At 65.4% G+C, this 22,179-nt stretch carries 23 protein-coding genes, 3 tRNA genes, 1 pseudogene and 1 riboswitch; of the genes and pseudogenes, 6 read left to right on the top strand and 21 right to left on the bottom strand.

What is annotated here, in order from left to right; translation table 11 throughout:
- Positions 1-14 precede the first annotated feature (14 nt).
- Complete coding sequence (locus QC826_RS20605; RefSeq protein ID WP_279762227.1) at positions 15-815, top strand: ABC transporter substrate-binding protein; 801 nt, start codon at positions 15-17, stop codon at positions 813-815.
- Positions 816-924: 109 nt separating this feature from the next.
- Here the strand turns inward: QC826_RS20605 and QC826_RS20600 are convergent.
- A tRNA-Lys gene (locus QC826_RS20600) sits at positions 925-1,000 on the bottom strand.
- Between the two features lie 105 nt (positions 1,001-1,105).
- Between QC826_RS20600 and QC826_RS20595 the strand changes: the two are divergent.
- Positions 1,106-3,089: pseudogene (locus QC826_RS20595) on the top strand (helicase-related protein).
- A gap of 167 nt (positions 3,090-3,256) precedes the next feature.
- Here the strand turns inward: QC826_RS20595 and QC826_RS20590 are convergent.
- Positions 3,257-3,838, bottom strand: coding sequence for a cohesin domain-containing protein (locus QC826_RS20590; protein WP_279762226.1), 582 nt, complete (start codon positions 3,836-3,838; stop codon positions 3,257-3,259).
- A 94-nt stretch (positions 3,839-3,932) separates the two neighbouring features.
- Positions 3,933-6,956, bottom strand: a complete 3,024-nt coding sequence (locus QC826_RS20585; RefSeq protein WP_279762225.1) for a M12 family metallo-peptidase — start codon at positions 6,954-6,956, stop codon at positions 3,933-3,935.
- Between the two features lie 366 nt (positions 6,957-7,322).
- On the opposite strand from QC826_RS20585, the gene QC826_RS20580 reads away from it, so the two are divergent.
- Positions 7,323-8,894: a methyl-accepting chemotaxis protein gene (locus QC826_RS20580; RefSeq protein WP_313872754.1), complete on the top strand. Its 1,572-nt coding sequence runs from the start codon at positions 7,323-7,325 to the stop codon at positions 8,892-8,894.
- A 7-nt stretch (positions 8,895-8,901) separates the two neighbouring features.
- Here QC826_RS20580 and QC826_RS20575 read toward each other — a convergent pair whose 3' ends face one another.
- The gene (locus tag QC826_RS20575) at positions 8,902-9,486 is read right to left on the bottom strand and encodes an NAD(P)H-dependent oxidoreductase (RefSeq protein ID WP_279762224.1); all 585 of its coding nucleotides are present in this window, start codon (positions 9,484-9,486) and stop codon (positions 8,902-8,904) included.
- Positions 9,487-9,511: 25 nt separating this feature from the next.
- On the opposite strand from QC826_RS20575, the gene QC826_RS20570 reads away from it, so the two are divergent.
- Positions 9,512-10,168 carry a TetR/AcrR family transcriptional regulator gene (locus QC826_RS20570; RefSeq protein WP_279762223.1) on the top strand — a complete coding sequence of 219 codons (657 nt, stop codon included), beginning with the start codon at positions 9,512-9,514 and terminating at the stop codon, positions 10,166-10,168.
- A gap of 26 nt (positions 10,169-10,194) precedes the next feature.
- On the opposite strand, the gene QC826_RS20565 is transcribed toward QC826_RS20570, so the two are convergent.
- Complete coding sequence (locus tag QC826_RS20565) at positions 10,195-11,316, bottom strand: tetratricopeptide repeat protein (RefSeq protein WP_279762222.1); 1,122 nt, start codon at positions 11,314-11,316, stop codon at positions 10,195-10,197.
- Here QC826_RS20565 and QC826_RS20560 point away from each other — a divergent pair.
- Positions 11,303-11,716: a BrnT family toxin gene (locus QC826_RS20560; protein WP_313872753.1), complete on the top strand. Its 414-nt coding sequence runs from the start codon at positions 11,303-11,305 to the stop codon at positions 11,714-11,716. The genes QC826_RS20565 and QC826_RS20560 overlap by 14 nt on opposite strands.
- Positions 11,676-11,969 carry a BrnA antitoxin family protein gene (locus tag QC826_RS20555; protein ID WP_279762221.1) on the top strand — a complete coding sequence of 98 codons (294 nt, stop codon included), beginning with the start codon at positions 11,676-11,678 and terminating at the stop codon, positions 11,967-11,969. Before QC826_RS20560 ends, QC826_RS20555 begins: the two co-directional genes overlap by 41 nt.
- An 80-nt stretch (positions 11,970-12,049) precedes the next feature.
- On the opposite strand, the gene QC826_RS20550 is transcribed toward QC826_RS20555, so the two are convergent.
- The 16 genes from QC826_RS20550 to QC826_RS20475 form a co-directional block, all read right to left on the bottom strand.
- Positions 12,050-12,628 (bottom strand): hypothetical protein, encoded by a 579-nt coding sequence (locus QC826_RS20550; RefSeq protein ID WP_279762220.1) that lies wholly within the window; start codon positions 12,626-12,628, stop codon positions 12,050-12,052.
- A gap of 157 nt (positions 12,629-12,785) precedes the next feature.
- Entirely contained in the window at positions 12,786-12,881 is a 96-nt protein-coding gene (locus QC826_RS20545; RefSeq protein WP_279762219.1) for a type II toxin-antitoxin system RelE/ParE family toxin, read from the bottom strand.
- Positions 12,841-13,113 carry a stability determinant gene (locus tag QC826_RS20540; protein WP_313872752.1) on the bottom strand — a complete coding sequence of 91 codons (273 nt, stop codon included), beginning with the start codon at positions 13,111-13,113 and terminating at the stop codon, positions 12,841-12,843. The genes QC826_RS20545 and QC826_RS20540 overlap by 41 nt, the downstream gene beginning before the upstream one ends.
- A gap of 235 nt (positions 13,114-13,348) precedes the next feature.
- The gene (locus QC826_RS20535) at positions 13,349-13,849 is read right to left on the bottom strand and encodes a hypothetical protein (protein ID WP_279762218.1); all 501 of its coding nucleotides are present in this window, start codon (positions 13,847-13,849) and stop codon (positions 13,349-13,351) included.
- Between the two features lie 210 nt (positions 13,850-14,059).
- Positions 14,060-14,317, bottom strand: coding sequence for a hypothetical protein (locus QC826_RS20530; RefSeq protein WP_093390933.1), 258 nt, complete (start codon positions 14,315-14,317; stop codon positions 14,060-14,062).
- Positions 14,318-14,385: 68 nt separating this feature from the next.
- Positions 14,386-14,461, bottom strand: a tRNA-Lys gene (locus QC826_RS20525).
- A gap of 63 nt (positions 14,462-14,524) precedes the next feature.
- Positions 14,525-14,600, bottom strand: a tRNA-Lys gene (locus QC826_RS20520).
- Positions 14,601-14,739: 139 nt separating this feature from the next.
- Positions 14,740-15,495 (bottom strand): tol-pal system protein YbgF, encoded by a 756-nt coding sequence (gene ybgF / locus QC826_RS20515; RefSeq protein WP_279762217.1) that lies wholly within the window; start codon positions 15,493-15,495, stop codon positions 14,740-14,742.
- Between the two features lie 107 nt (positions 15,496-15,602).
- A complete protein-coding gene (gene pal, locus QC826_RS20510) occupies positions 15,603-16,130 on the bottom strand; it encodes a peptidoglycan-associated lipoprotein Pal (protein ID WP_279762216.1) in 528 nt (175 codons plus the stop codon).
- Positions 16,123-17,430, bottom strand: a complete 1,308-nt coding sequence (tolB, locus tag QC826_RS20505) for a Tol-Pal system beta propeller repeat protein TolB (RefSeq protein ID WP_409567894.1) — start codon at positions 17,428-17,430, stop codon at positions 16,123-16,125. Before tolB ends, pal begins: the two co-directional genes overlap by 8 nt.
- 8 nt (positions 17,431-17,438) lie before the next feature.
- On the bottom strand, positions 17,439-18,386 hold the full coding sequence (gene tolA, locus QC826_RS20500) for a cell envelope integrity protein TolA (RefSeq protein WP_279762214.1): 948 nt from the start codon (positions 18,384-18,386) through the stop codon (positions 17,439-17,441).
- Positions 18,387-18,408: 22 nt separating this feature from the next.
- Positions 18,409-18,846, bottom strand: a complete 438-nt coding sequence (locus QC826_RS20495; protein WP_093390942.1) for an ExbD/TolR family protein — start codon at positions 18,844-18,846, stop codon at positions 18,409-18,411.
- Positions 18,847-18,861: 15 nt separating this feature from the next.
- Positions 18,862-19,551, bottom strand: coding sequence for a protein TolQ (gene tolQ / locus QC826_RS20490; protein WP_279762213.1), 690 nt, complete (start codon positions 19,549-19,551; stop codon positions 18,862-18,864).
- A gap of 40 nt (positions 19,552-19,591) precedes the next feature.
- Positions 19,592-20,035, bottom strand: coding sequence for a tol-pal system-associated acyl-CoA thioesterase (gene ybgC / locus QC826_RS20485; RefSeq protein WP_409567678.1), 444 nt, complete (start codon positions 20,033-20,035; stop codon positions 19,592-19,594).
- 286 nt (positions 20,036-20,321) lie between these two features.
- Positions 20,322-21,068 (bottom strand): SDR family NAD(P)-dependent oxidoreductase, encoded by a 747-nt coding sequence (locus QC826_RS20480; RefSeq protein WP_279762212.1) that lies wholly within the window; start codon positions 21,066-21,068, stop codon positions 20,322-20,324.
- A 74-nt stretch (positions 21,069-21,142) separates the two neighbouring features.
- Positions 21,143-21,481 (bottom strand): hypothetical protein, encoded by a 339-nt coding sequence (locus QC826_RS20475; protein WP_279762211.1) that lies wholly within the window; start codon positions 21,479-21,481, stop codon positions 21,143-21,145.
- Between the two features lie 475 nt (positions 21,482-21,956).
- Positions 21,957-22,083, top strand: a riboswitch (ZMP/ZTP riboswitch).
- Positions 22,084-22,179 lie beyond the last annotated feature (96 nt).

Genomic DNA, 22,179 nt, shown 5'->3' with positions numbered 1-22,179 from the left:
AGCATGGGGGCGGCATGCCGTTGCACGTTCTATCACGGTCGCGGGCGCGGCCGGGAAAATGGTCGCTCTTCGCCATCGCCCGCGCCGTCGCCTGCGTTGGCGCGTTGAGCGGCGCGGCGCTGGCGCACGGCGCCGGCCTGCAGGAGGTGCACGTCGGCATGGGCCTGCCCAAGCCGCCCTACATCATGGAGTCGGGCGACGCGGGCCTCGACTACGACATCGCCAAGCAGGCGCTGGCGGCCGGCGGCTACAAGCTGGTCGGCCAGTTGCTGCCGCAGACGCGCGCCTTGTTGATGCTGCGCGCCGGCCAGCTCGACGGCATGCTGTCGACCAACGAGGGGATCGGTGGCCAGGACTACTTTACCGACACGTATATTGTTTACCAAAACGTCGCGACCACGCTCAGCAGCCGCCATCTGGACATCCGGCGCATCGAGGACTTGGCGAATTATTCGGTGGCGGCGTTCCAGAGCGCCAGCATGTTGCTCGGCGAACGCTTCCGCCTGGTCGCCAGCAAGCACCAGGGCTACAGGGAATATGCCTCGCAGATCACCCAGGACAAGCTGCTCTTCATGGGGCGGATCGACGTGGTGGTGGGCGACCATTTGATTTTCCGCTACTTCAGCGGCAAGCTCGAAGCGCAGATCGATGGCACGCAAGCGGTGACCCAGCACAGGATCTTCCCGGAAAGCCCGCGCAAGGCGGTGTTCCGCGAGGCGCGCGTGCGCGACGGCTTCAATGCCGGCCTGAAGATCATCCGCGCCAACGGCACCTACGACGCGATCGTCAAGCAATACCTCGGCAGCGCGCCCTGAGCTGCGGCGCCGCGGCGCCATCCCTGCGGCGAGGGAATGTTTTTCGCGCAGATGCAAAAAGGGTTAGCAAGCTTGCGCTCACTAACCCTTTTCTGTACTGCTGAATCCGTGGTAGGCCGTGCGGGATTCGAACCTGCGACCAACGGATTAAAAGTCCGCTGCTCTACCAGCTGAGCTAACGACCCGGAGGGGCGCTATTGTAACGCCGCTCCGGCGAATCCGCAAGTGGCGTCCCGGCGGCGGCGCGCGGCGCGTTATAATCCGCCGCGTATCAACTTGCCCAGCCCGCCATGACCCAGCCCATTCCCCTCCCGCCCCACGCCAGCCACGACCCCGAACAGGGCGACGACGACGACCTGTGCCGCCAACTCGGCCTGGAGGCGCGCGGCATCTCGCTGGCGCGCATGGAGGGCCGGGTGTTCCTGCGCTTTTCCGGCACGGTGCAGTGCGACGGCCGCCAGGTGCCCTACGAGCTGGTGCCGGCGCAGGGCGTGCTGGCCAAGCCGTCGAAGTGGCGCAAGTTCGACGGCCCGGCGCGCGCCGCGCTGCTGGCCGAGCGCACCGGCGCCGACGCCGTCGCCGAGCTACACGCCGCCGCCGCCGACTTCGTCGCCGAGCTGCTCGGCCTGTGCGAGGACTGCGAGATGGACCCGGCGCCCTTCCTGCGCGCGCTGGCCGACACGCCGCTGGCCGAGCCGGCCGGCGCCGTGTTCGACCGGATCCGCCAGCGCTTCGAGCACGCCGTCGAGCGCGAGGTGGAGGAGCGCCACGCCGAGCGCACCAAGCAGAGCATCAACCTGGCCGAGTACCCGGCCTCGTTCGAGATGGCGCGGCGCCTGCCGCGCCGCTTCATCGCGCTGCTCGGCCCGACCAACTCGGGCAAGACCCACCAGGCCATCGAGGCGCTGGCCAAGGCCGACAGCGGCGTCTACCTGGCGCCGCTGCGCCTGCTGGCGCTGGAGAACTACGAGCGCCTGCAGGCCGTGCAGCGGCACGGCAAGCCGCTCGCCGTCAGCCTGGTGACGGGCGAGGAGCGCCGTCTGACGCCGGGCGCCTGCCACGTCGCCAGCACCGTCGAGATGCTCGACACGCGCACCCCGGTCGACGTGGCGGTGATCGACGAGATCCAGATGCTGGGCGACCGCGACCGTGGCGCCGCCTGGACCGCCGCCGTCTGCGGCGCGCCGGCGCGCACCGTCTACCTGGTCGGCGCGCCCGAGGCGCGCGCCGCCATCGAGGCGCTGGCGGCGCGGCTCGAGTGTCCGCTCGAGGTGCACCTGCTCAAGCGCAAGGGGCCGCTGGCGATGGAGCCGATGGCGGTGCGCAAGGTGCGCAACCTGCGCCGGGGCGACGCGGTGATCGCCTTCTCGCGCCGCGAGGTGCTCAAGTGGTGCGACCTGGTGACGGAGATGGGCCTGTCGGTGGCCACCGTCTACGGCAACCTGTCGCCGGAGGTGCGGCGCGCCCAGGCGCAGCGCTTCCGCGACGGCGAGGCCGACGTGGTGGTCGGCACCGACGCCATCGCCATGGGCCTGAACATGCCGATCGCCCGCATCGTCATGACCACCACGGTCAAGTACAACGGTGTCGAGGAGGAGGAGATCCCGGCCGCGCTGGCGCGCCAGATCGCCGGCCGCGCCGGCCGCTACGGCGTGCACGAGGGAGGGTCTGGTGGCCGGCTACGACGAGGAGACCCACAAGGTGATGCGCGAGCTGCTGCGCGAGAAGCCGGTGCCGCTGAAGGCCAACGGCTTCGCCGTGGCGCCCACGCTGGAGCACCTGCACCGCATCGCGGCGGCCACCGGCGAGCAGGCGCTGGCCAAGCTGCTCAAGCGCTTCGTCCACAACATCGACGTGCCGGACGGCTTCTTCTACCCGCGCATCACCGAGGACCAGTTCGACCGCGCCGCCTGGCTCGACACGCTGGAGCTGACGGTGGCCGAGAAGTTCGTGCTGTCGCTGGTGCCGGTGTCGACCAAGGTGGCCTCGCTGCAGCACGCCTGGGAGGGCTGGGCGACGGCGCTGTCGCGCAAGAAGACGATGCGCCTGGGCGGCGAGCGCAACCAGATCGGCCAGCTGAATTTGCAGCAGGTGGAGGACACCTGCCGTTTGTACTCGGCCTACGCCTGGCTGGCCTACCGCCTGCCCGACTACTTCCCCGACGCCGAGCTGGCGCAGCTGCTGTCGCGCGAGGCGTCGAGCCGGGTCGACCAGCTGCTGCAACTGCAGAACGCCACGGCGCGGCGGCGTGCGCCGAAGAAGCTGCGCCGCTAGCGGGCTAGGCGTTGGATGGCGCGGCCGTCTTTGGGGGGGCAAGTCAAGAAAACCCAGCGGCGGAAATCTAGGGTCAGACCCTGAGGGTCTGACCCTGGCTCTGCGCCTTTGGGTGGTTTGGAGGTCGTCGGTGCCTTAACTCGGCGGCATTTGAATCTCGGGCGGGCTTAGGCGGCTGGCTGCTTGAGCTGGCGCCGGCGCAGCGCGGCCAGGCCGACCAGGCCGACGCCGAACATCATGTAGGCCTCCGGTTCGGGCACGGCCGCCACCGTTTGCAGCGACATCGGCTGGAGCGTCGCCGGCAGCTCGTTCAGATTCGAGTCGAGCAACAGCACGTCGGAGAAATTCAGCGCGCCGCTGCCGATGCCGATCACGTTGAAGCTGAAGTGGGCCAGCTGGCCGCCGCCGCTGACGCCGGGACGCGCGCCGAGCAGGGTGGCGTAGGTGAAGGAGATCTGGCCCAGCGTGTTGTCGACTAAGCCGGTGTCGCTGAAGCTGCCGGGGAGGAAGGAGCCGATGTTGGCGCCGGTGGCGCGCAGCAGCGTCGGGTCGAACGACAAGGAGAACTGGTAGGCGTACAGGTCGGCGACGTCGGCGATGGCCACGTCCAGTTCGACCGTCGATCCCAGCACCGCCGGGTTCTTCGACGCGTGTACCGACAGCACGGCATCGGCTGCGGCCTGGCCGGCGGCGGCGGCCAGCAACAGCGCGATGGCCAGCTGGGTCTTGCGGGTTTTCCAACTCTTCATAACAAAATTCTCCTTGCCCTCGGGGCTTTGGTATCGGTGCATATCGGGTGAGTGGCCGGCGCGGCGCCGCTTGGCGCCGGCCGGCCTTGGAGCTTTAGTTGCAGGACTTGGCGCCGGCGACCTTCTGCGCCACGGCGCTCAGGTCGCGGACGTCGACCACGCCGTCGTGGTTGAGGTCGGCGCGCGCATCATACCCCGGCTGGCCGCTGCGCTTGCCCATGGCCGCCTTGACGATGGCCAGGTCGGCGCAGTTGACGGCGCCGTCGGCGTTCAAGTCGCCCGCCAGGCGGATGCTGAAGTCGGCGTTGGAGAGGTCGAAGAAGACGTTGCCGACCGCCTCGACCTTGATGCGCGCCTTGTCGCTGGCCAGCAGCGGCAGCACCACCGCCTTGCTGCCGTTGTTGGGCGTGCTGGCCGCCAGCACGTGCGGGAAGCTGGCGCCGCCGTCGGTCGACAGGCTGATCTTCACGTCCGTGGCGCCGACCGGCGCGACGTTGGTGTTGGCCACCGCCCAGCTCACCGTCTGCGTCGAGCCGGCCTCGAGCGCCACCGCGCTGTTGGGCCAGCTGACCAGGAAGGGGCCGGCGTTGGGCGCCAGCACCAGCGTGGTGGCGGCGCTGTTGACGCCGCCCCGGCCGTCGCGCGCCGTCAGGCGGAAGTTCAGCGCGGCCGGGTTGGCGTTGCCGCCGGCCGCGCCGACATAGCCGGCCGTCGGCAGGAACTCCGAGTAGCACTCGATGTTGGCCGGGGTCGGCGTGGCGGCCGGCGTCGGGCAGGCGCCGGTTTCGGCGTTGGTGTTGTTGGCCAGGATCTGCGCCAGGTCGGGGAAGAACCGGGTCGGATTGGTGCTGGCGTGGTTCTGGCCGGGCGAACCATATTGGATGGCGTCGTCCTCGCTGACCACGGCGCGCACGCCGAACTGGCGGAACAGCGGGCCGTTGAGCTTGCTGTTGCTGAGCAGGCCGGTGCCGCTGCCGGCGCCGGCGTCGTTCTGCTCCCACATGTAGCTCAAGGCGTCGCCGTCGGCGTCGATGGCGCTGCCGCTCAGGGCGAACGGCGTGCGCACGGGGATGGTGTGGCCGGCCGGCGCGCTGACCAGCGGCGCGGCGTTGCCGCTGGCGCTGACGGCGCCACGGCGGCTGGTCTGGCCGCCGGCGGCGATCTCGCCGACGTAGCCGCTGCAGCCGGCCGAGCAGTTCACCAGTTGCAGCGCGGCGACGTTGTTGGCCGCCAGGGCGCCGCCGAAGGTGACGGTGAAGGCGTTGTCGCTCAGCGCGCTGACGCTGACGGTGGCGCCGACCGGCCAGCCGGCGATGCCCTGGATGGCCGCCTTGACGCCGCTGGTGGTGAAGTTGCCGCCGCGCACGATGGGCGCCGAGTTGGCGCCGTTGTAGCGCAGCTGGAACTGCTGGCCGTTGTTGGCGAAGCCGGTCAGCGCGGCCATCTGCACCTCGTTGATGTTGCTCTCGGCCGAGGAGGTGTAGGCGACGATCTCGTCGAAGCTGCGCTGCGACCAGTAGGCGTCGCTGTGCGGCTGCAGGTTGTCGCCGCCGCAGATGCCGGCGTAGGCCATGATCGACGAGCCGCTGCCCGGCTCGACCGAGGTGGCGGGGTTGCGGTTGCCGCCGCTGCAGCTGGAGGTGACGCCGTTGAAGGTGTGGTTGGCGGCGAACTGGTGGCCCATCTCGTGCGCCACGTAGTCGACCGCGTAGTAGTCGCCGACCGGGGTGGGCACGCCGGTGCAACCCTGCGCCTTCGAGCCGGCGCCGACCACGCCCAGGCTGGCGATGCCGCCGCCGTTGAGGCCGAGCGCGATGTGGCCGATGTCGTAGTTGCTGGCGCCGGCCAGCAGGCCGACCACCACGCGGTTGCGGCTCAGCGTGGCGCTGCCGCAGCCGGTCGCCTGGCTGGCGGTGAAGCAGGCCGCGCCGCCGCAGGGGCCGTTGCTGCCGGTCATCTGCGCGGCCGTGTCCAGGTTGAGGGCGTCGTTGTTGTTGATCAGCATCAGGCGGATCGAGGTCTCGTCCTCGTAGACCTGGGTGACGCGGTTGATCAGCGACACCTTGGCCGCCGTCACGTTGGCCGCGCCGCCGAAGTAGCTGGCGTAGGACGGGTCGGTCAGCAGCGCCAGCCGGTAGGTGCGCAGCTGGGTGCCGCTGGCGGCGTTGGTGGCGGCCTCGTCGGCCACCACGTGGTAGGAGGCGCTGCTGCTGTTGCTGCCGTCGGAGGCGGTGACCTCGTAGGCGCCGCTGTTGCGCGACGGATCGGCCTGCAGCGTGGCCGAGACGATGCCGTTCTGGTCGGCCTGGGCCACCACGCTTTGGCGCGCGCCGCCGTCGCTGTCCGGGTTGCGCACGCTGATGCTGACCGAGGCGCCGGGCGCGAAGCCGATGGCGCGCACTTCGAGGGCGTCGCCGGCGTGGTAGAAGCTGCGCGCCAGCACCACCTGCGGTTCCTTGACCAGGCCCTCGCGCAGCGCGCCGTGCGGGTTCGGCAAATCGCGCGCGTGGTAGCTGGCGTACAGGCTGTCGTCCAGGTGGATGTAGGGGTCGACGTACCAGGCGCCCTGCGGCGAGCGGATCGAGGCGTGCAGGCCGAGCGGGGTCAGGTCCATGCGCAGGCTGGCGCTGGGGTCGTCGATGCCCTTGCCGGCGAAGGTTTTGATCTCGGGATGCTTGGCGGCCAGGCCGGCCTCCATCACCGGCGACTCGACGATGGCGAAGCGCTGGTAGCCGCCGTCGGGGTGGGGCAGGGAGATGGTCAACTGGCTGACGGCGGCGGCGGCGCTGCGTTCGAGCGGCGCGCCGGCGGCCAGCGCGGCCAGGCCGGCGCGGTCCAAGGTGGCGCCGTGGAAGCTGCGCGGGTTGACGGCGGTGACGGCGCTGGCGGCGCCGCGGCGGGACGGCGCGTCGGCGACGTCCTGCCAGAAGGCGCCGCTGGCTTGCGCTTGCACGGGACTGACCTTGCCCTGGGCGGCCACGGCGGCCGGGCTGGCGAAGCCCCAGGCCAACGCCACACACAGGGTCAACATCCCGCCCGCGCCGGAGCGGCGCAGCAGGGCGCCGGCCCGGGTGGGGCTGGCGATGGTCGACGGATTTGCGGAAGGTCTCAGTCTCATGCGGTGTCCTTTAAGGTTTTGAAATTATTAAAAAGAACTACGTACTCTCCCTGTCCCGCTGAACAGAATTGCCGTATCCAAGATCATTCTTATGAATATGGCAATTAATCGGGCTCAATCGGAGTATTTCAGAATTGACAACTTGCCACAAGTGTAATTTCGTTGTTTTGTGTATTTTTCGATACTGTCTTGCTAGCCGCCCCATCGCGCGGCGGGAACCGGGGTGGAATATGTGTCATTTAGGATGCATGATTGGCGCCGGGCGGCGGAACCGGCCCCCGAGTGGCATTCCTGGTCCGTCGGCCGTGATACATTGATGTCCCCCAGGGAAGTCTTCGCCGCCTTGCCCCCACCGATATGGATAACATGATGAACAACAGCACTCTTCGGTCGATGAGCATCGCCAGGAAACTTTCCATTCTGATCGCCAGCGCGCTGCTCGGCATCGTCCTGATGACGGCCCTGTTCCTCTGGTCGGAGCGGGCGCTGATCCTGGCCGAGCGCGAGAGCAGTGTGCGGCAGGCGGTGGAAACGGCCCACGGCCTGCTGGTCGACTACGAGAAGCAGGCCAGCGGCGGCCTGCTCTCCCGGCCGGAGGCGCAAAAGAAGGCGATGGACGCGATACGCGGGCTGCGCTACTCCGGCAACGAGTATTTCTTCATCACCGACATGGCGCCGGTGATGGTCATGCATCCGATCCAGCCGGCGCTGGACAAACAGGCACCTGTCGGCGAAGAAGGCCCGCAGGGGAAATACCTGTTCGTCGAGTTCGTCAAGACCGTCCAGGCGCACGGCGCCGGCTCGGTGGCCTACAGTTGGCCCAAGCCGGGCAGCGCGACGCCGGTCGAGAAGGTGTCGTATGTCAAGGGCTTCGCGCCCTGGGGCTGGATCATCGGCTCCGGCGTGTACATCGACACGGTCAACGCCACCTTGTTCGAGCGCGGCGTCAAGTTCTCGCTCGGCGCGCTGGGCCTGGCCTGCCTGCTGTTGGTGATCGGCGTGGTGATCACCTGCGGCCTGCTGCGCCAACTCGGCGGCGAGCCCGGCTACACTTCGGGCGTGACGCGCCGCATCGCCGAGGGCGACCTGGGCGCCGCCATCGACATCAAGGGCGGCGACACCTCGAGCATGTTGCACGGCATCCGCGCCATGCGCGACGAGCTGGCCAAGATCGTCGACGAGGTGCGCAGCGGCACCGACACGATCGCCACCGCGTCGAGCCAGATCGCGGCCGGCAACGCCGACCTGTCGGCGCGCACCGAGCAGCAGGCCAGCGCGCTGGAGGAGACGGCGGCCTCGATGGAGCAGCTGACCAGCACCGTCAAGCAGAACGCCGAGAACGCCGTGCAGGCCAACCAGTTGGCGGCCTCGGCCTGCGCCGTCGCCGCCCAGGGCGGCGCGGTGGTGGCGCGGGTGGTCGAGACGATGGCCTCGATCGACGGCTCGTCGAGGAAGATCGTCGACATCATCGGGGTGATCGACGGCATCGCCTTCCAGACGAATATTTTGGCGTTGAACGCCGCCGTCGAGGCGGCGCGCGCCGGCGAGCAGGGCCGTGGCTTCGCCGTCGTCGCCAGCGAGGTGCGCAACCTGGCCCAGCGCAGCGCCGCCGCCGCGCACGAGATCAAGGCCTTGATCGGCGCCTCGGTCGAGACCGTCGCCGCCGGCAACAAGCTGGTGGCCGAGGCCGGCGGCACCATGGACGAGGTGGTGGCCAGCGTGCGCCGCGTTAGCGCCATCATGGGCGAGATCAGCGTGGCCAGCCACGAGCAGAGCACCGGCATCGCCCAGGTCAACCAGGCGATCACGCAAATGGATGCGGTGACCCAGCAGAACGCAGCGCTGGTCGAGCAGGCCGCCGCCGCCGCCGAGAGCATGCAGCAGCAGGCGGCCAGGTTGTCGCAGGTGGTCGGCGTGTTCCGCCTGGCCGGCCGCTAGGGCGGCTTCAGCCGGCGCTCGCGCCGATCTTTCCGACCTGTTCCGTCCACCGCCCGAGCGCTGCGGGCTCGACATGGCTGGCCATCGAAAAATGGGTGAAGCGCGTGGGTTTGAAGCCGACAAAGCCGAGGATTTGTCGGCGCAGTTGCCACAGCAGGGCGTTCTTGTAGGCCAGCCGCATGAACCAGCCCGGCGTGTCGGAGGTCAGGATGACGCGCGCGCTGCGCCCGGCTAGCAGTGGCGCGGGCAGGCCGAACTTCATGTTGTGCGTGTCGAAGGCGCGCCCCGGCAGGAAGGCGCGGTCGATCAGCCCCTTGAGCTTGGCCGGCAGGCCGCCCCACCACATCGGCGTGGCAAGGACGAAGTGTTCGCTCCACGCCATGTCCGCCAACACTTGCTCAAGGTCGGGTTCCAGCGGCTTCAACTGGGTATAGCCGGCAAAGCCGAAATCGCTGTCGAAGGTCAGGTCGTGCAAGTGGGTCAGACGCACCTCGTGGCCGGCGCCACGGGCGGCCAGCGCGTAGGTCTCGGCGAAGGTGCGGGAGAGGGATTTTTCGGCGGGGTGTCCGTTCAGAACGTAAATGCGTTTCACTGTCGCTATCTCCTAAAAATTGACCATGGTCATATTCCAGCAAAGGACGGCTGCGGTCAATGGTTATTTTGACCTTGGTCATTTTTTATGCGATAGTGGGGCGATGAAAAAGGCTTTGCAGCAAAGAACGATCGAAACGCGCGTGCGCCTGATGGCGGCGGCGCGCGAGTTGGTGTCCGCCGGCGGCTACCAGGCGCTGCGCGTCGAGGAGTTGGTGCAGCGCGCCGGCGTGGCCAAGGGGACTTTCTTCGCCCATTTCGCGGACAAGGACACGCTCATGGACCAGCTGGTCGGCGAGCGTATCAACCTCTTCCTGGATCGGCTCGACGCGCTGCCGGCGCCGCAGGATGTGCCGCAGCTCGCCGACGCCATGCTGCCGCTGTTGGAGTTCATGGCGGCGGAGCGCTACGTCTTCGACGTGATTCTGCGCCGTTCCGGCGCCGCCGCGATCGAGGAGATCGGCCCGATCGCCATGACCTTCGGCCGGCTCGGGCAAATCGTCGGCAAGTGGTTGCCCTGCGGATGGTTTCGCACCGATGTGGCGCCGGAGATTTTGATCGAGGGCTTCGAGGCGCTGTCGATGCAGGTCGTCGCCCTCAGGTTCTGCGCGCTCAACAATACGCTGCCGCTGCGGGAGCGCTATCTGGCCTATCTTCGGGCATGGTTGCTGCCGAGCTCGTAGCGCTCCGGCGCGGCCGCCGGGAGGACTCAGCGAGGTGGCGGCGGCCTTGTTGGATTGCCGGACGCTTCGTTTTGCGCCGCTTGTGCGCCCAATTCAAACTTGATGTTGCAATCGGCGGTGGAGCAAGTGAGTTGCAGTAGCTCCGGCTTGAACGCCATGTCCTGCACCAACTCCTGCGTGCCGTTGATCAGGAAGTGGACCTGTGCTCCCTTCACGAACACCTCCAGGCGTATCTTGTCCCCGACGTTGAAGGTTTCGTCCAACTCTTCTTCGTCGCTGCGGGAGCGATTGTCGCTGGCGAGCGTGCTGCTTGACGCGTACAGTCGAGCGTCGCCGGGCATATTGCGGGCGAACATCAGGCAGGCGGCGTCGCTCGGCGCTTCGGCCGTCAGGCAGACGGAGAGCATCGGCGCCCATTGTTCATGCTGGCCGGGATTGTCCAGCGTCAGCTCGAAGCTGCGCCGCTTGCTTTGGTCGAAGCGGAAATGCGCCTCATAGTAGTAGCCGGTCCTGGCCCTGAAGCGCTGCGCCGGCAAGGCCTCGGTCGGCGCAATCGATTCCTCGGGCGGGCGCTCAGCGTCCGGTTTCCAGGCGGCGTTCAGCTCCTTCGATTTGGCGATGGCGCGCTCATGGCCGGCATTGGCCGCCTGCGCGAGGTAGGCCAGCGCCTTCTGATGATCTCTTGCCACGGCCAGGCCGCCTTCGTACATGGTGTACAGCATGTACTGCGCCTCCTCGTCGCTGCCCGTGTCGGCCGCCGCCGAATACCAGCGCAGCGCGGCTTGGCGGTCCTGCTTGACGCCTATGCCGTCGAAATACAGTTCGGCAAGCGCCACCTGCGCGCTGGTCCGCTCCAGCTCCGCGCCCTTGCCGCACCACAGCAGTGCCGCCGCGCTATCCTTTGGCGCTCCCCGGCCGTGGCGATAACGAGAGCAGAGCTCGCCGACGGCGGACGGCCGACCGTTGGCGGCAAACAGTTTGACGTTGTCGAGGCTGCGGTCGCTCCATGTCACCAGCGCCGGCGCGCTGAGGTCGCTGGCTGGCAGCGGGGCGATTGGGGGCGGGGGCAGCGGTGAGCTCGGTGCGTCGGCGGCGGATGCCAAGCAGGTCAGCGACGCGGCGAAGAGAGCAGTGATGGATTTTTTCAAGGCGCAGGAAGTAATGATGAGTTGTCCGAACTATACAGCTTCGGCCAGCGCTCGACATCGTCAAGTAGACGACTCGGTACTACAAATAATTCTGGCGGGTTTAATTATTTGTTACTACACTAATTCCATGAGGCTCACCTTCGATCCCGCCAAACGTGAAAAGACGCTTGCTGAACGGGGCTTGGAATTTGTTCGTGCCAGGGAAGTATTTGAAGGAGTTACCGTAACGTCGGACGTCAGGCGCCTGGACTATGGCGAGCACCGCCGTGTGACCGTTGGCTATCTCGATGGGCGGGTCGTCGTCGTCGTTTGGACGCGGCGTGGTCAAGCGCGCAGAATCATCAGCATGAGGAAAGCAAATGAACGTGAAATCGCAAAATTCGCCCAAGATTTGGGTTGATCCGGATGATGCGCCGGAACTGACAGACGAATTTTTTGAGAGGGGTGTTTGGCGGATAGGCGACAAAATTGTGTCACGCGACGAGGCGCAAGCGGAGGCGGGAAAACGGCGCGGCAGGCCTGCGGGGAGCGGGACCAAGATCAGCACGACTATCCGGTTTGACGCCGAGGTACTGGCGGCGTTCAAGTCGACCGGCGCTGGCTGGCAGACGCGCATGAACGACGCGCTGAAGGAGTGGCTCAGCTCCCATTGAAGGGTAACTTGCGCTGCTGAGGAGTCACTGAGTTTGACGACAGCTGGCCACGAGCATTGCTATCTACTGTCAGCCGTTCATCAGGAACGAGTTGTACCATTTTTTGAAAAGCGTTTGCGCGAGGCCCGGTGCGGTAGCGCGGTAGCTGTCTGCCTCAGTGTGGTCGTTTCGGCCTGACCTGAAATGTCCCGCGCTCCGTCAGGCTGCGGCTTGCCTTCAATCCGGAAATGCCTAAAGAATTTGAACTCCCGACGCACGCCGCTGGGATCGGAGAGGAAGGGAAGGGCAAATTCCTGCTCGGCGAGCAGCACCATGCGCCAGACTGTGCCGCCGAAGAAGCGAAACGTCAGCGCGTTCGGTGGCTGCAGGGTCAGTTCGGCAAATGTGCCGGTGGAATACATCGCGCCGAGCACAGCGGCATCGACCAAGCTCATGTCGGCGTCGAACATATAAATCCGCAGCATGTCTTCGAACGGAATGTCATCGGTGAAGAAGGCGATGCGACAGCCTTGCCATTCCAAGGCCGCTTCCAGCACCGCTCCGGTCACGATCAGCCCGGTGGGCTTGCCGTCCAGCAGCAGTTCGGAAGCCGCCAGCTTCGCATCCGTATAGGGCGACGCCAGCCGTGCGGTGAATTCTGAGGTCGAAAGTAATCTCACGAGCTTGCTCTACCAAATACAGCCAGCGCCGAAGGCCGCCAGAGCGCCGCCGACAAACGCAGCTATTGTCACACATACCGATGCGCCAGGGCCGCACGCCAAACCTGCAAGAGCGCCAGCCGCTACGCTGCCGCCGATTCATCGTTGCTGGAACAGATCAGGGATACTGTTGGCGTGTATGGATGATGGAAAGAATTTCTATCGCAGTCGCGTCAACACGGTACACGACAAGGTAGTTTGGATGGACAAGCATTGGTGTCGCGCTTCGTTTCGATCAGCTTCTGGAGGACAGCCATCACTTCCTCGTGGGAGGCGGTGGGGCGTTGATCGTCAAGCGACATTTGAACTTTCGCCCGAAACCAACGGTCGTAGGCTTCGGCTTCTTCAGCCGTCGCGAACTCGGACTCGATCGGGGATGGGTTTTCACTCATGATTGGGCGATTATACGGCAGATGGATTGCATCGCGCCGGCCGACCAGGTTCATTGACCGGCATCACAAATGGCGTTGCTTCTCAGCTCGCGGAGGCGGAGCCACGGAGTTCGAATCCGTGGATCGGGCCGTCCAGGAAGTGAGCAACGTCCGATGGCTGAGGCTGGACGTCAGACATGGCGCGAGATGTTTTTTCACATCGTTTTGGCGTCGACGTCCGGTCCATTTCTGAGCTCGACCGTACCCTCAGGTTCCTCTGGCTGCCGAGCAAAGCGAAGTGAAGTATCCCTTACCCTGCCTTCTGTCGCTTCAGGTCCAGTCCGAGCGCCGCCTTGCGCAGGCGGCCGTTGCGGCGCAGGTAGGCGAAGGCGGCGCGCGTGTCGTACATCAATTGATAATGGTAGTAGTTGATTTGCTCCAGCACGGCGAACGCCAGCAAACCATACGACCATGTCAGGTCCGCAGTCGGTGCTGTGGCGCTGCTCATCGCGGCAATCAACGCAGCCGCTGCGGCGATGATCAGAAAGTTCGAATGCTTAAAGAAGCGGTAAAGCGGCCGGAAATACGCCGGCAATGGCTGGCGTCGCACGACCGATTGCAACTTGAGATGCCAGTACAGTACGCCCTGCAGTAGGATGTAGCTGACCAGCACGAGCACCGGTCCCCGCATCCCCCAGGCGATAGGATCGCCAGACCTCTGCCAGTCGAAGCAGAAGATGGCAGGCAAGGCGAAGGAGCAAAATGCTTCGGCGTTGCGTAGGTATTGCATCCGGGCTGGTAGGGTCTGCATGTGCTGGATTTTTGCTGTGGAATTGCCAACTTTAGCATGGGCCGGGCAGGATCAGAACACTATCTCACCGACAAAAAAGCCAAGCGCGAACGCTTGGCTTTTCTAATGTGTCCTGGTGGGCCGCGCGGGAGTCGAAGCTGCGGCCTAGGGATTGACAGCCCGCAGCGCCGCCTGGTTTCCCCGCGTGTTCCGCAAGCGCGGCGCCGACGATCAAGGCGTCTTTTTCTTTTGGGTCTGGCGCTGTTGCTGTTTGCGCTGGGTTTGCACCTTGTTCTGCTTGGCCTGGAAGAGCGTGGCGGCGTCCAGCTTGGCTTGCTCGACGGTGCGCATCTCTTCCTTGTCGTCGTGGGCGACAAAGAAATCGGCGGCTTGCGCGTCCACCACCAGCTTGATCGCGGCGGCATCGTCGAGGTCGTACATTTCGGCGAGGAGGGTGGTTACCTCGTCAAGGAATTCTTCGTAGGTCATGGCGATGCTTTCGTGGGATCACTGGAAACAGAAAAGCCAACCCGAGGGTTGGCTTTTCTGATGTATCTTGGTAGGCCGTGCGGGATTCGAACCTGCGACCAACGGATTAAAAGTCCGCTGCTCTACCAGCTGAGCTAACGACCCAAGGTATTGCGCTGTACTACTAAGAAGGCGGTGATCTGCCGTTCTATTCACTGCTGAATTCGGTGGTAGGCCGTGCGGGATTCGAACCTGCGACCAACGGATTAAAAGTCCGCTGCTCTACCAGCTGAGCTAACGACCCCCGAAGAAGCGAGATTATAGGGGGTAATGACCGGAACTGTCAAATGCTCGGCGGAATTTATTGACCCCGGCGCAGCAACGCCGCGGCGGCCGCGCCGCGCGCGGCACCAAGGCACGCGCGGCGGCGGTCCGTGGCGGCCTTATTTGACGCCCAGGCGCTCCTTGGCGGTGGCGGCGGCGCTGGAGTCGGGGTATTGCTTGATGAGCTCCTGCAGCGTCTTCTTGGCGGCCTTGTCCTTCAACTCGGTTTGGCAGCTGGCGATGTTGAGCATGGCGTCGGCGGCCTTCGGGCTGTCCGGGTAGTTCTTGATCACCAGTTGCTGCGCGGCGATGGCGCTCTTGCAGTCGCGCTGGGCGTAGTAGGCGTTGCCCAGCCAGTACTGCGCGTTGGCGGCGTAGCCGGAGGCGGGGAACTGGCGCACGAAGTCCTGCAGCGCGGTGGCGGCGGTCTTGTAGTCGCCGGCCTTGAACAGGCCCAGCGCGGCGTCGTAGTTCTTCTGCTCGGACGGGTCGACCTCGGCGGCCTTGCCGTCGATGGTGATCTGGCGCGGTTCGAGCTTGCGCAGGCGGGTGTCGAGGTCGACGTAGAAGTCCTTCTGGCGCTTCTGCGCGTTGGCCAGTTCGTTGGCCAGCACCTCGAGTTGGCCGCGCAGCTTGGCGATCTCGGTCAGCGTGGTTTCGTTCTGGTTCAGCAGGTCCAGCGTGGCCGACTTGTCGGCCTTGGTGTCGATGCGGCTGTTGACGTCGCGGGCCATGACGTCGACCTTGGCGCGCAGGTCGAGGATGGCCTTGCGGGCCTCGTCGTCGTCGAACAGGGCGGCCGAGGCGTGCAGCGGCAGGCAGCTCAGTGCGGCCAGCGCGGCGGCGGCCAGGCCGGATTTGGAGAATGTCATCATGTCGGGCGCTTTCAAAACGGATCGGGCAATGGAAACGGGGCGACACGCGGTCTGATCCGCATGTCGCCCCGTATTATGCCTGTGAGCCGGCAAGTGGGAAGATCAAATTACTTGTAGACGATGTCGGCACGACGGTTTTGCGCCCATGCTTCTTCGTTGCTGCCGCTGGCTTTTGGTTTTTCTTTGCCCAGCGAGACGGCTTCGACTTGCGATTCCGGCACGCCCAGGGTGGTCATCGCCTTGCGCACGGCTTCGGCACGTTTCTGGCCCAGGGCCAGGTTGTACTCGGCGCCGCCGCGTTCGTCGGTGTTGCCTTGGATCAGGATCGAGCGGGCTTTGTTTTTGCTCAGGTATTGCGAGTGGTTCTCGACCACTGGCTTGCCGTCTTCACGCACGACGTACTTGTCGAAGTCGAAGTAGACGCTGCGGTTGGCCAGCACGCCTTTTGGATCGTCCAGTGGATCGATCGATTTGGTTTCGACCGGGGCGACGGTGCGGGTGTCGGCCACTGGTGCGGTTTTTTCCGGGGCGCGCTCGACCACTGGTGCTGGCTCGGCCAGTTTGACTGGGGTGCTGCAAGCCGACAGAACGGCGGCGGTGGTGATGATGAAGGCTAAGCTGCTTACTTTACGCATGTTGACTCTCCTGGTTGTGGACTAAAAAGGTTACTGCATGAAAGGGACCCCAGGTGGGCTCCTTGATATTGCCCGCCTGGGTGGTCAGGCGTTGTTTGACGCGGCCATCGACCGACACCACGGCCAGCGATTTGCGGCGGCCCGACTCGGTGGCGTACAAAATGTACTTGCCGTTCGGCGAAAAACTGGGCGACTCGTCGCTGGTGGTGTCGGACAGGCGCTGCTCCTGGCCGCTGGCCAGGTCGAGCACGAACAATTGGAAGGCGCCGCCGTCGCGGCGCGAAATGAAGGCCAGGGTCTTGCCGTCCGAGCTGATGCGCGGGCTGATGTTGTAGCTGCCGCCGAAGGTGACGCGCTTGGCGTCGCCGCCGCCGGCGTTCATGCGGTAGATCTGCGGGCCGCCGCTGCGGTCGCTGGTGAAGTAGATGCTCTGGCCGTCGGCCGACCATTGCGGCTCGGTGTCGATGCCGTTGCTGTTGCTGGCGCGGCGCAGGCCGCTGCCGTCGGCGTTGACGGTGTAGACCTGGGTGTGGCCGTCCTTGGACAGGGAGACGGCCAGCTTGCTGCCGTCCGGCGCCCACGACGGCGCCGAGTTCGAGCCCTTCTCGTTGGCCACCACGGTGCGGGCGCGGGTGATCAGGTTCTGCACGTAGACCACCGGCTTCTTCTGCTCGAAGGAGACGTAGGCGACCTTGGTGCCGTCGGGCGACCAGGACGGCGAGATGATCGGCTCGTTCGAGCGCAACGCCACCTGCACGCCCTCGCCGTCGGCGTCGGCCACCTCGAGGCGGTAGCTGCGGCCCTCCTGGGTGACGTAGGCGATGCGGGTGGAGAAGGCGCCGCGCACGCCGGTCAGCTTGAGGTAGATGTCGTCGGCGATGCGGTGGGCCGACAGGCGGGTGAACTGCGGCGCCAGCGACTGGTCGAGCTGGGACAGCTTGCCGGCCTTGATGGTGTCGAGCAGCTTGTAGCGCACGTCGTAGCGGCCGTCGGCCAGTGCCTGCACGCTGCCGACCACCAGGGCGTCGGCGCCGCGCGACTTCCAGGCGCCGTAGTCGATGTTGTTGACGTCGCTGATGGTGCCGGCGTCGATGATCTTGAAGGCGCCGCTGCGTTCCAGGTCGGCCTTGATGATGGCCGAGATCTGCGCCGGGGCGACGGACTCGTCGGCGAAGGCGGCGACCGCGACGGGGATCTGGTTGCTGCCCACGCCGGAGATTTCGATGCGCATCTGCGCCTGGGCGCTGCTGGCGGCGATCGCCAGGCCGGCGTAGATGATGTAGTGGTTCAGTTTGTTCATGGTAGCCATTAATGCAAATCCTTTAGGTTGAAGACGGCCTCAAATTCGCGTTCGACCGTGCCGTCCTTCTTCTTCGGCAGCGGTGAGGATTTGAAGATCGCATTTTCTATCGCGCTATCATAAGCGGCCACGCCGCTGCTTTTCGTCTTGCGCACCGAAAGCACTTCGCCGGTGGGCAATTGGGTAATCTTGAAGACCGCGCTCAGCGTGTCATCGGTGCTGCTGTAGACCAGGTTACCCTTGATCTTGCCAACGATGGCCGCCTTGTAACTGTCGTCCGAGCGTGGGCCGGTCGACTTGGCCGCCGTGCCGCTGGTGCCGGCGCCGACCGCGCCGGTCAGGCGGCTCATTTCGGCGGCGCGCGCCTTCTCGACGGCCTTGTCGGACGCCTTGTCGGCCTTGGTCTTGGCCAGCTTGTCGGCCGCCTTCTTGTCCTTCTCGGCCTGTTCCTTCTTGTCTTTCTCGGCCTGTTCCTTCTTCAGCTTTTCATCCTTGAGCTTTTGCTCGGCGGCCTTCTTGTCGGCCAACTCCTTGGCCTTAACTTTGGCCAGCTTGTCCTCGGCCTCCTGCTTCAGGCGCTCCTGCTTCAGTTCTTCCTGCTTTTCCTTCATCGCCTTCAACTTGGCCTTCTGGCGCTCGAGCGCGATGTCCGGCTCCTTCGGCGTCGGCGGCGTTTCCACCGGCGGGGCGACCGGCGGCGGCTTGACGGCCGGGGTCGGCTCCGGCTCGGGTTCCGGCTGCGCCTCGGGCGCCGGCGGCGCCGGCGGGGCGGCGCTCTGCACCTTCATGTCCCACACCTCGGCCTCGACGGCGACCGGCTCGTTGCTCTGCCAATGCACGCCGACCCACAGGAAGAACACCAGACCGGCGTGCATGGCCGTGGCCAGCGCAATGGCGCGCCAGCCGTCGTGTTCGCGCGGCACCTTGTAGGGGCCGCCTGTGGTCGCGGGATTCATCGTCTGCACTGGTTCTATCGCCTTACTTGGTGGCCAGGCCAACCCGGTTGATGCCCATCTTCTTCGACTCGGAGATCAGTTGGATCACGTCGTCGTACTTGCTTTCCTTGTCGCCGGCGATCAGCACCGGGTACTCGGGATGGCCCTCGTGCAGCACGCGCAGCTTGCGCAGCAGGGCGTCGCGGTTGGGCGCCGTCTCCGGCGCCTCCTGTTCCTTGCCCTGCACGCCGATCGACAGCGCGCCGTTCGGCTTGAGCACGATCTGGATGTAGTCGTCGGGCGGTCGGGTGGTCTTCTCGGCGTTGGGCAGGTCGACCACGCTCGGGTTGTTGGACGAGGGCATGACCATGAAGATGATCAGCAGCACCAGCATCACGTCGATGTAGGGCACGACGTTGATCTCGGACTTGAACTTGCGGCCGCGGCCGCCGCGCATGCTGCTGGAAAAGGAGGATGCCATGGTCTCAGTGCCTCATTAACGCGACTGGCGTTGCAGGATGTTGGAGAATTCCTCGACGAAGCTCTCGAAGCGGATCGCCAGGCGGTCGATGTCGTGGGCGAAACGGTTGTAGGCGACCACGGCGGGGATGGCGGCGAACAGGCCGATGGCGGTGGCGATCAGCGCCTCGGCGATGCCGGGCGCGACGGCGGCCAGGGTGGCCTGCTGCACGTTGGCCAGGCCGCGGAAGGCGTTCATGATGCCCCAGACGGTGCCGAGCAGGCCGATGTAGGGCGACACCGAGCCGACCGAGGCGAGGAAGGCCAGGTGCGCTTCGAGCACGTCCATCTCGCGCTGGAAGGCGGCGCGCATGGCGCGGCGGGCGCCGTCGAGCACGGCGCCGACGTCGAGCGCGTCGCGGCTGCCGTAGGAGGCCTTGCCCTTGATGAACTCGCCCATGCCGGCCTCGAAGATGCGGGCCAGCGCGCCGTTGTGGGCGCGGTCCTTGCCGGCGCTCTGGTGCAGCGCGTGCAGGTTGCCGCCGGCCCAGAAGTTCTTCTCGAACTCGATGGTCTGGCGGCGCGCCGCGCGCACCGCGTACATCTTGCGGAAGATATAGGTCCAGCTGGTCAGCGAAATGCCGAGCAGCAGCGCCATGATCAGCTGGACGATCAGGTGGGCGTTGGTGATGAGGGACAGGAAGGACAGGTCTTGGGTGACGTTCATTGGATATCAGTCAGGTGTGCTTATGGTGTGTGGTGGCGGCTCAGCCGGCGGCGACGCCGGCCATTTTGGCCGCCACCGCAGGCGGAACCGCGCGCGGGCGCAGCGCCGAGTCGACGCAGCCGACCTTGACGCGCGCCGTGTTGAGCAGGACATCGCCGCACCAGGCTTGTTGCACGAACAGGATGGAGGCGCGGCCCAGTTTTTCGATTGTCAGCGTTAATTTTAGTACATCATCGAGCCGGGCCGGCGCGTGATAGTCGGCGCTGACGTTTTTGACGACGAACATGGCGTCGTGCTCCCGCAGCAGGGCGTGCTGGCCGACGTCGATCGCGCGCAGCCACTCGGTGCGGGCGCGTTCGAAGAATTTCAGATAATTTGCATAATAGACAATACCGCCGGCGTCGGTGTCTTCATAGTAGACACGGACGTTCCAGGTGAACTCTGCAGACATGATTGATTCACTACTAATGAGATTGAGCAACATTTTACGCCAGTTTGTCATAATCATTGAAGCTTCGACGGCTAAATTCCCGCAAATGCCGAAAATTCCGTGTTTTCTTCAAGAATGGCGCTTAAAGTTGTAGCCCGAGCAGTAAAGCCGATGACAGGCAAATTGCCAAGCATTGTAACAACCGCTTACGTTTTGCTTCATAGCTGAAATGTTTGCCGGCGGCGCCGCGAATGACGGCGTTGGCGGCGTTGGCGGCGCTTGCGCGGGCGATGGCGGCCGGTTCGCGCCGGTTGGCGCTCGCCGCCGGCGCCGGTGCGGGCTAGACGCGCTTGATGGTGAACGGCGAGAAACCTTGGCAGGTCGGCATGATCTCGATGTTGTTGATGTTGATGTGGGGCGGCAGGGTGGCGATCCAGTAGGCGGTGTTGGCGATGTCCTCGGCGGTCAGCGGGGTGGTGCCCTCGTAGACCTTGGCGGCGGCCTCGTCGTCGCCCTTGAAGCGCACGTTGGAGAACTCGGTGCCGCCGCACAAGCCGGGCGCCAGGTTGGTGGCGCGCACGCCGGTGCCGACCAGGTCGGCGCGCAGGTTCAGCGTGAACTGTTCGACGAAGGCCTTGGTGGCGCCGTAGACGTTGCCGCCCGGGTAGGGATAGCTGCCGGCGGTCGAGCCGATGTTGATCACCGTGCCGCTGCCGCGCGCCACCATGGCCGGCAGCACGGCGCGGGTCATCGTCACCAGGCCGGTGCAGTTGGTGGCGATCATGGTGTCCCAGTCGTCCTGCGAGGCCTCGTGGGCGGGCGCGGTGCCCAGCGCCAGGCCGGCGTTGTTGACCAGCACGTCGATGTCGCGCCAGCCGGCCGGCAGGGCGTCGAGGGCGGCGCGGATGGCCGCCTTGTCGGTGACGTCGAGCTCGACGGCGTGGGCCGCCTCGCCCAGTTCGGCGGCCAGCGCCCGCAGGCGCTCGGCGCGGCGGCCGCTGATGACGACCTTATGGCCGTGGCCGGCGAAGGTGCGGGCCATGGCGGCGCCGAAGCCGGCGCTGGCGCCGGTGATGAAGACGATCATGTGGAATCCTTGTGCGTGGTGGGGACGATGCACAAAATTGTAGCCGAAAGCGGCGGGCGGGGGCCGCTGGATGCCTATTCGAAGGGGCGGCTGCGCACCTGGGCGGCCCAGCGCAGGACGATGACCATGGCGCCGAGCAACAGGATCAGCCAGGCGGAGGGCTGGCTTTCAAGGGCCGGCACCTTGGCCAGCGGTGTTGCTGGCGCGTCGGCGCCCGGCTGGCGCGGTCGCGCCGCCGGCCCGTCGATCTGGGCCAGGACCAGGTCCGGCCGCCGGGCGGGCGGCTGCTTGCTGTCGACATGTCGGCTGTCGAGCTGGGGTGCGCTGGCGGTGGCGGAAGCGGCCAGCGTGCCGCCGGCGGCGGTGAGTAGGGTCAGCGCCAGGGTGGCCTGAGAGAACGAGGAACGCAGCAAACTATATCCTTCAATAAAATTATTTTTTTATTAATTCATTAATTGCGATAATATCTATTGAGTTGCATGACAGTCTCTGTGCTTGCAATAAATATATTCGAAATGCATTTCAATCACGGCCCCTCGCTTCTTGAACCATTCGGCCGGCGCGCGGCTTGCTGGCCGCCTCTGCGGAGGCTTGTATCGCCTATCCATGCGGCTTGTGGCCGGTTCTTGTCGTTTTGAGTATTTCCTAATGGAAATCTTATCATGAAATTAGTTTCTGCATAGAAATAATATCGAATATGGATATTTACCGTTTGACGGCAGCATTGTTGCCTCGCCTGGAGTAATTCCCTTTCTGAATGGATGGCGCCGCGCGTCGCGGCGGCGCGGCCGGGGGGATTGGCCGGCCGCTTGCGGGACGGGGCGGGCGCCTCCCGGCCGGCAGTTTCCTTGCTCAAAACAAGCACTTACCTTACAATTTGGCTTCCATTACGTCTCACGTAACTGGCGAAAAGCTAGGTGGCTCCCCATTTTGGTGCGGGAGCCGGCGCCTGGCGAAAGGTGGACATCCACCGGGGAACGTGAGATTTCAATAGCCGTTCGCCTGGGCAGCCACCGATGGAATTGCACGAAGAGGCTGCCTTTCCGCTATCGGCTTCCCTCATTCGATCCAACCTGCCAGCAACAAGTTGTACTCATATCGATTGGAGTTT

It is taken from the genome of Rugamonas sp. DEMB1, from assembly GCF_029834475.1.
In the GTDB taxonomy this organism is placed as follows: Bacteria; Pseudomonadota; Gammaproteobacteria; order Burkholderiales; family Burkholderiaceae_D; genus Rugamonas; species Rugamonas rubra.
Note: the sequence above shows the minus strand (reverse complement) of the source record. Positions and strands in the feature narration are given on the sequence as shown.

Excerpts from the sequence above, each read along its gene's own strand:
- QC826_RS20585 (WP_279762225.1), bottom strand. The coding sequence starts at position 6,956 with ATGAGACTGAGACCTTCCGCAAATCCGTCGACCATCGCCAGCCCCACC.
- QC826_RS20530 (WP_093390933.1), bottom strand. The coding sequence starts at position 14,317 with ATGACCTACGAAGAATTCCTTGACGAGGTAACCACCCTCCTCGCCGAA.
- QC826_RS20535 (WP_279762218.1), bottom strand. The coding sequence starts at position 13,849 with ATGCAGACCCTACCAGCCCGGATGCAATACCTACGCAACGCCGAAGCA.
- QC826_RS20580 (WP_313872754.1), top strand. The coding sequence starts at position 7,323 with ATGATGAACAACAGCACTCTTCGGTCGATGAGCATCGCCAGGAAACTT.
- QC826_RS20495 (WP_093390942.1), bottom strand. The coding sequence starts at position 18,846 with ATGGCATCCTCCTTTTCCAGCAGCATGCGCGGCGGCCGCGGCCGCAAG.
- ybgC (WP_409567678.1), bottom strand. The coding sequence starts at position 20,035 with ATGTTGCTCAATCTCATTAGTAGTGAATCAATCATGTCTGCAGAGTTC.
- QC826_RS20545 (WP_279762219.1), bottom strand. The coding sequence starts at position 12,881 with ATGCTTGTCCATCCAAACTACCTTGTCGTGTACCGTGTTGACGCGACT.
- QC826_RS20560 (WP_313872753.1), top strand. The coding sequence starts at position 11,303 with ATGGATTTTTTCAAGGCGCAGGAAGTAATGATGAGTTGTCCGAACTAT.
- pal (WP_279762216.1), bottom strand. The coding sequence starts at position 16,130 with ATGCGTAAAGTAAGCAGCTTAGCCTTCATCATCACCACCGCCGCCGTT.
- QC826_RS20555 (WP_279762221.1), top strand. The coding sequence starts at position 11,676 with ATGAACGTGAAATCGCAAAATTCGCCCAAGATTTGGGTTGATCCGGAT.
- QC826_RS20540 (WP_313872752.1), bottom strand. The coding sequence starts at position 13,113 with ATGAACCTGGTCGGCCGGCGCGATGCAATCCATCTGCCGTATAATCGC.
- QC826_RS20570 (WP_279762223.1), top strand. The coding sequence starts at position 9,512 with ATGGTCATATTCCAGCAAAGGACGGCTGCGGTCAATGGTTATTTTGAC.
- tolB (WP_409567894.1), bottom strand. The coding sequence starts at position 17,430 with ATGAACAAACTGAACCACTACATCATCTACGCCGGCCTGGCGATCGCC.
- tolQ (WP_279762213.1), bottom strand. The coding sequence starts at position 19,551 with ATGAACGTCACCCAAGACCTGTCCTTCCTGTCCCTCATCACCAACGCC.
- QC826_RS20590 (WP_279762226.1), bottom strand. The coding sequence starts at position 3,838 with ATGAAGAGTTGGAAAACCCGCAAGACCCAGCTGGCCATCGCGCTGTTG.
- ybgF (WP_279762217.1), bottom strand. The coding sequence starts at position 15,495 with ATGATGACATTCTCCAAATCCGGCCTGGCCGCCGCCGCGCTGGCCGCA.
- QC826_RS20605 (WP_279762227.1), top strand. The coding sequence starts at position 15 with ATGCCGTTGCACGTTCTATCACGGTCGCGGGCGCGGCCGGGAAAATGG.
- QC826_RS20480 (WP_279762212.1), bottom strand. The coding sequence starts at position 21,068 with ATGATCGTCTTCATCACCGGCGCCAGCGCCGGCTTCGGCGCCGCCATG.
- tolA (WP_279762214.1), bottom strand. The coding sequence starts at position 18,386 with ATGAATCCCGCGACCACAGGCGGCCCCTACAAGGTGCCGCGCGAACAC.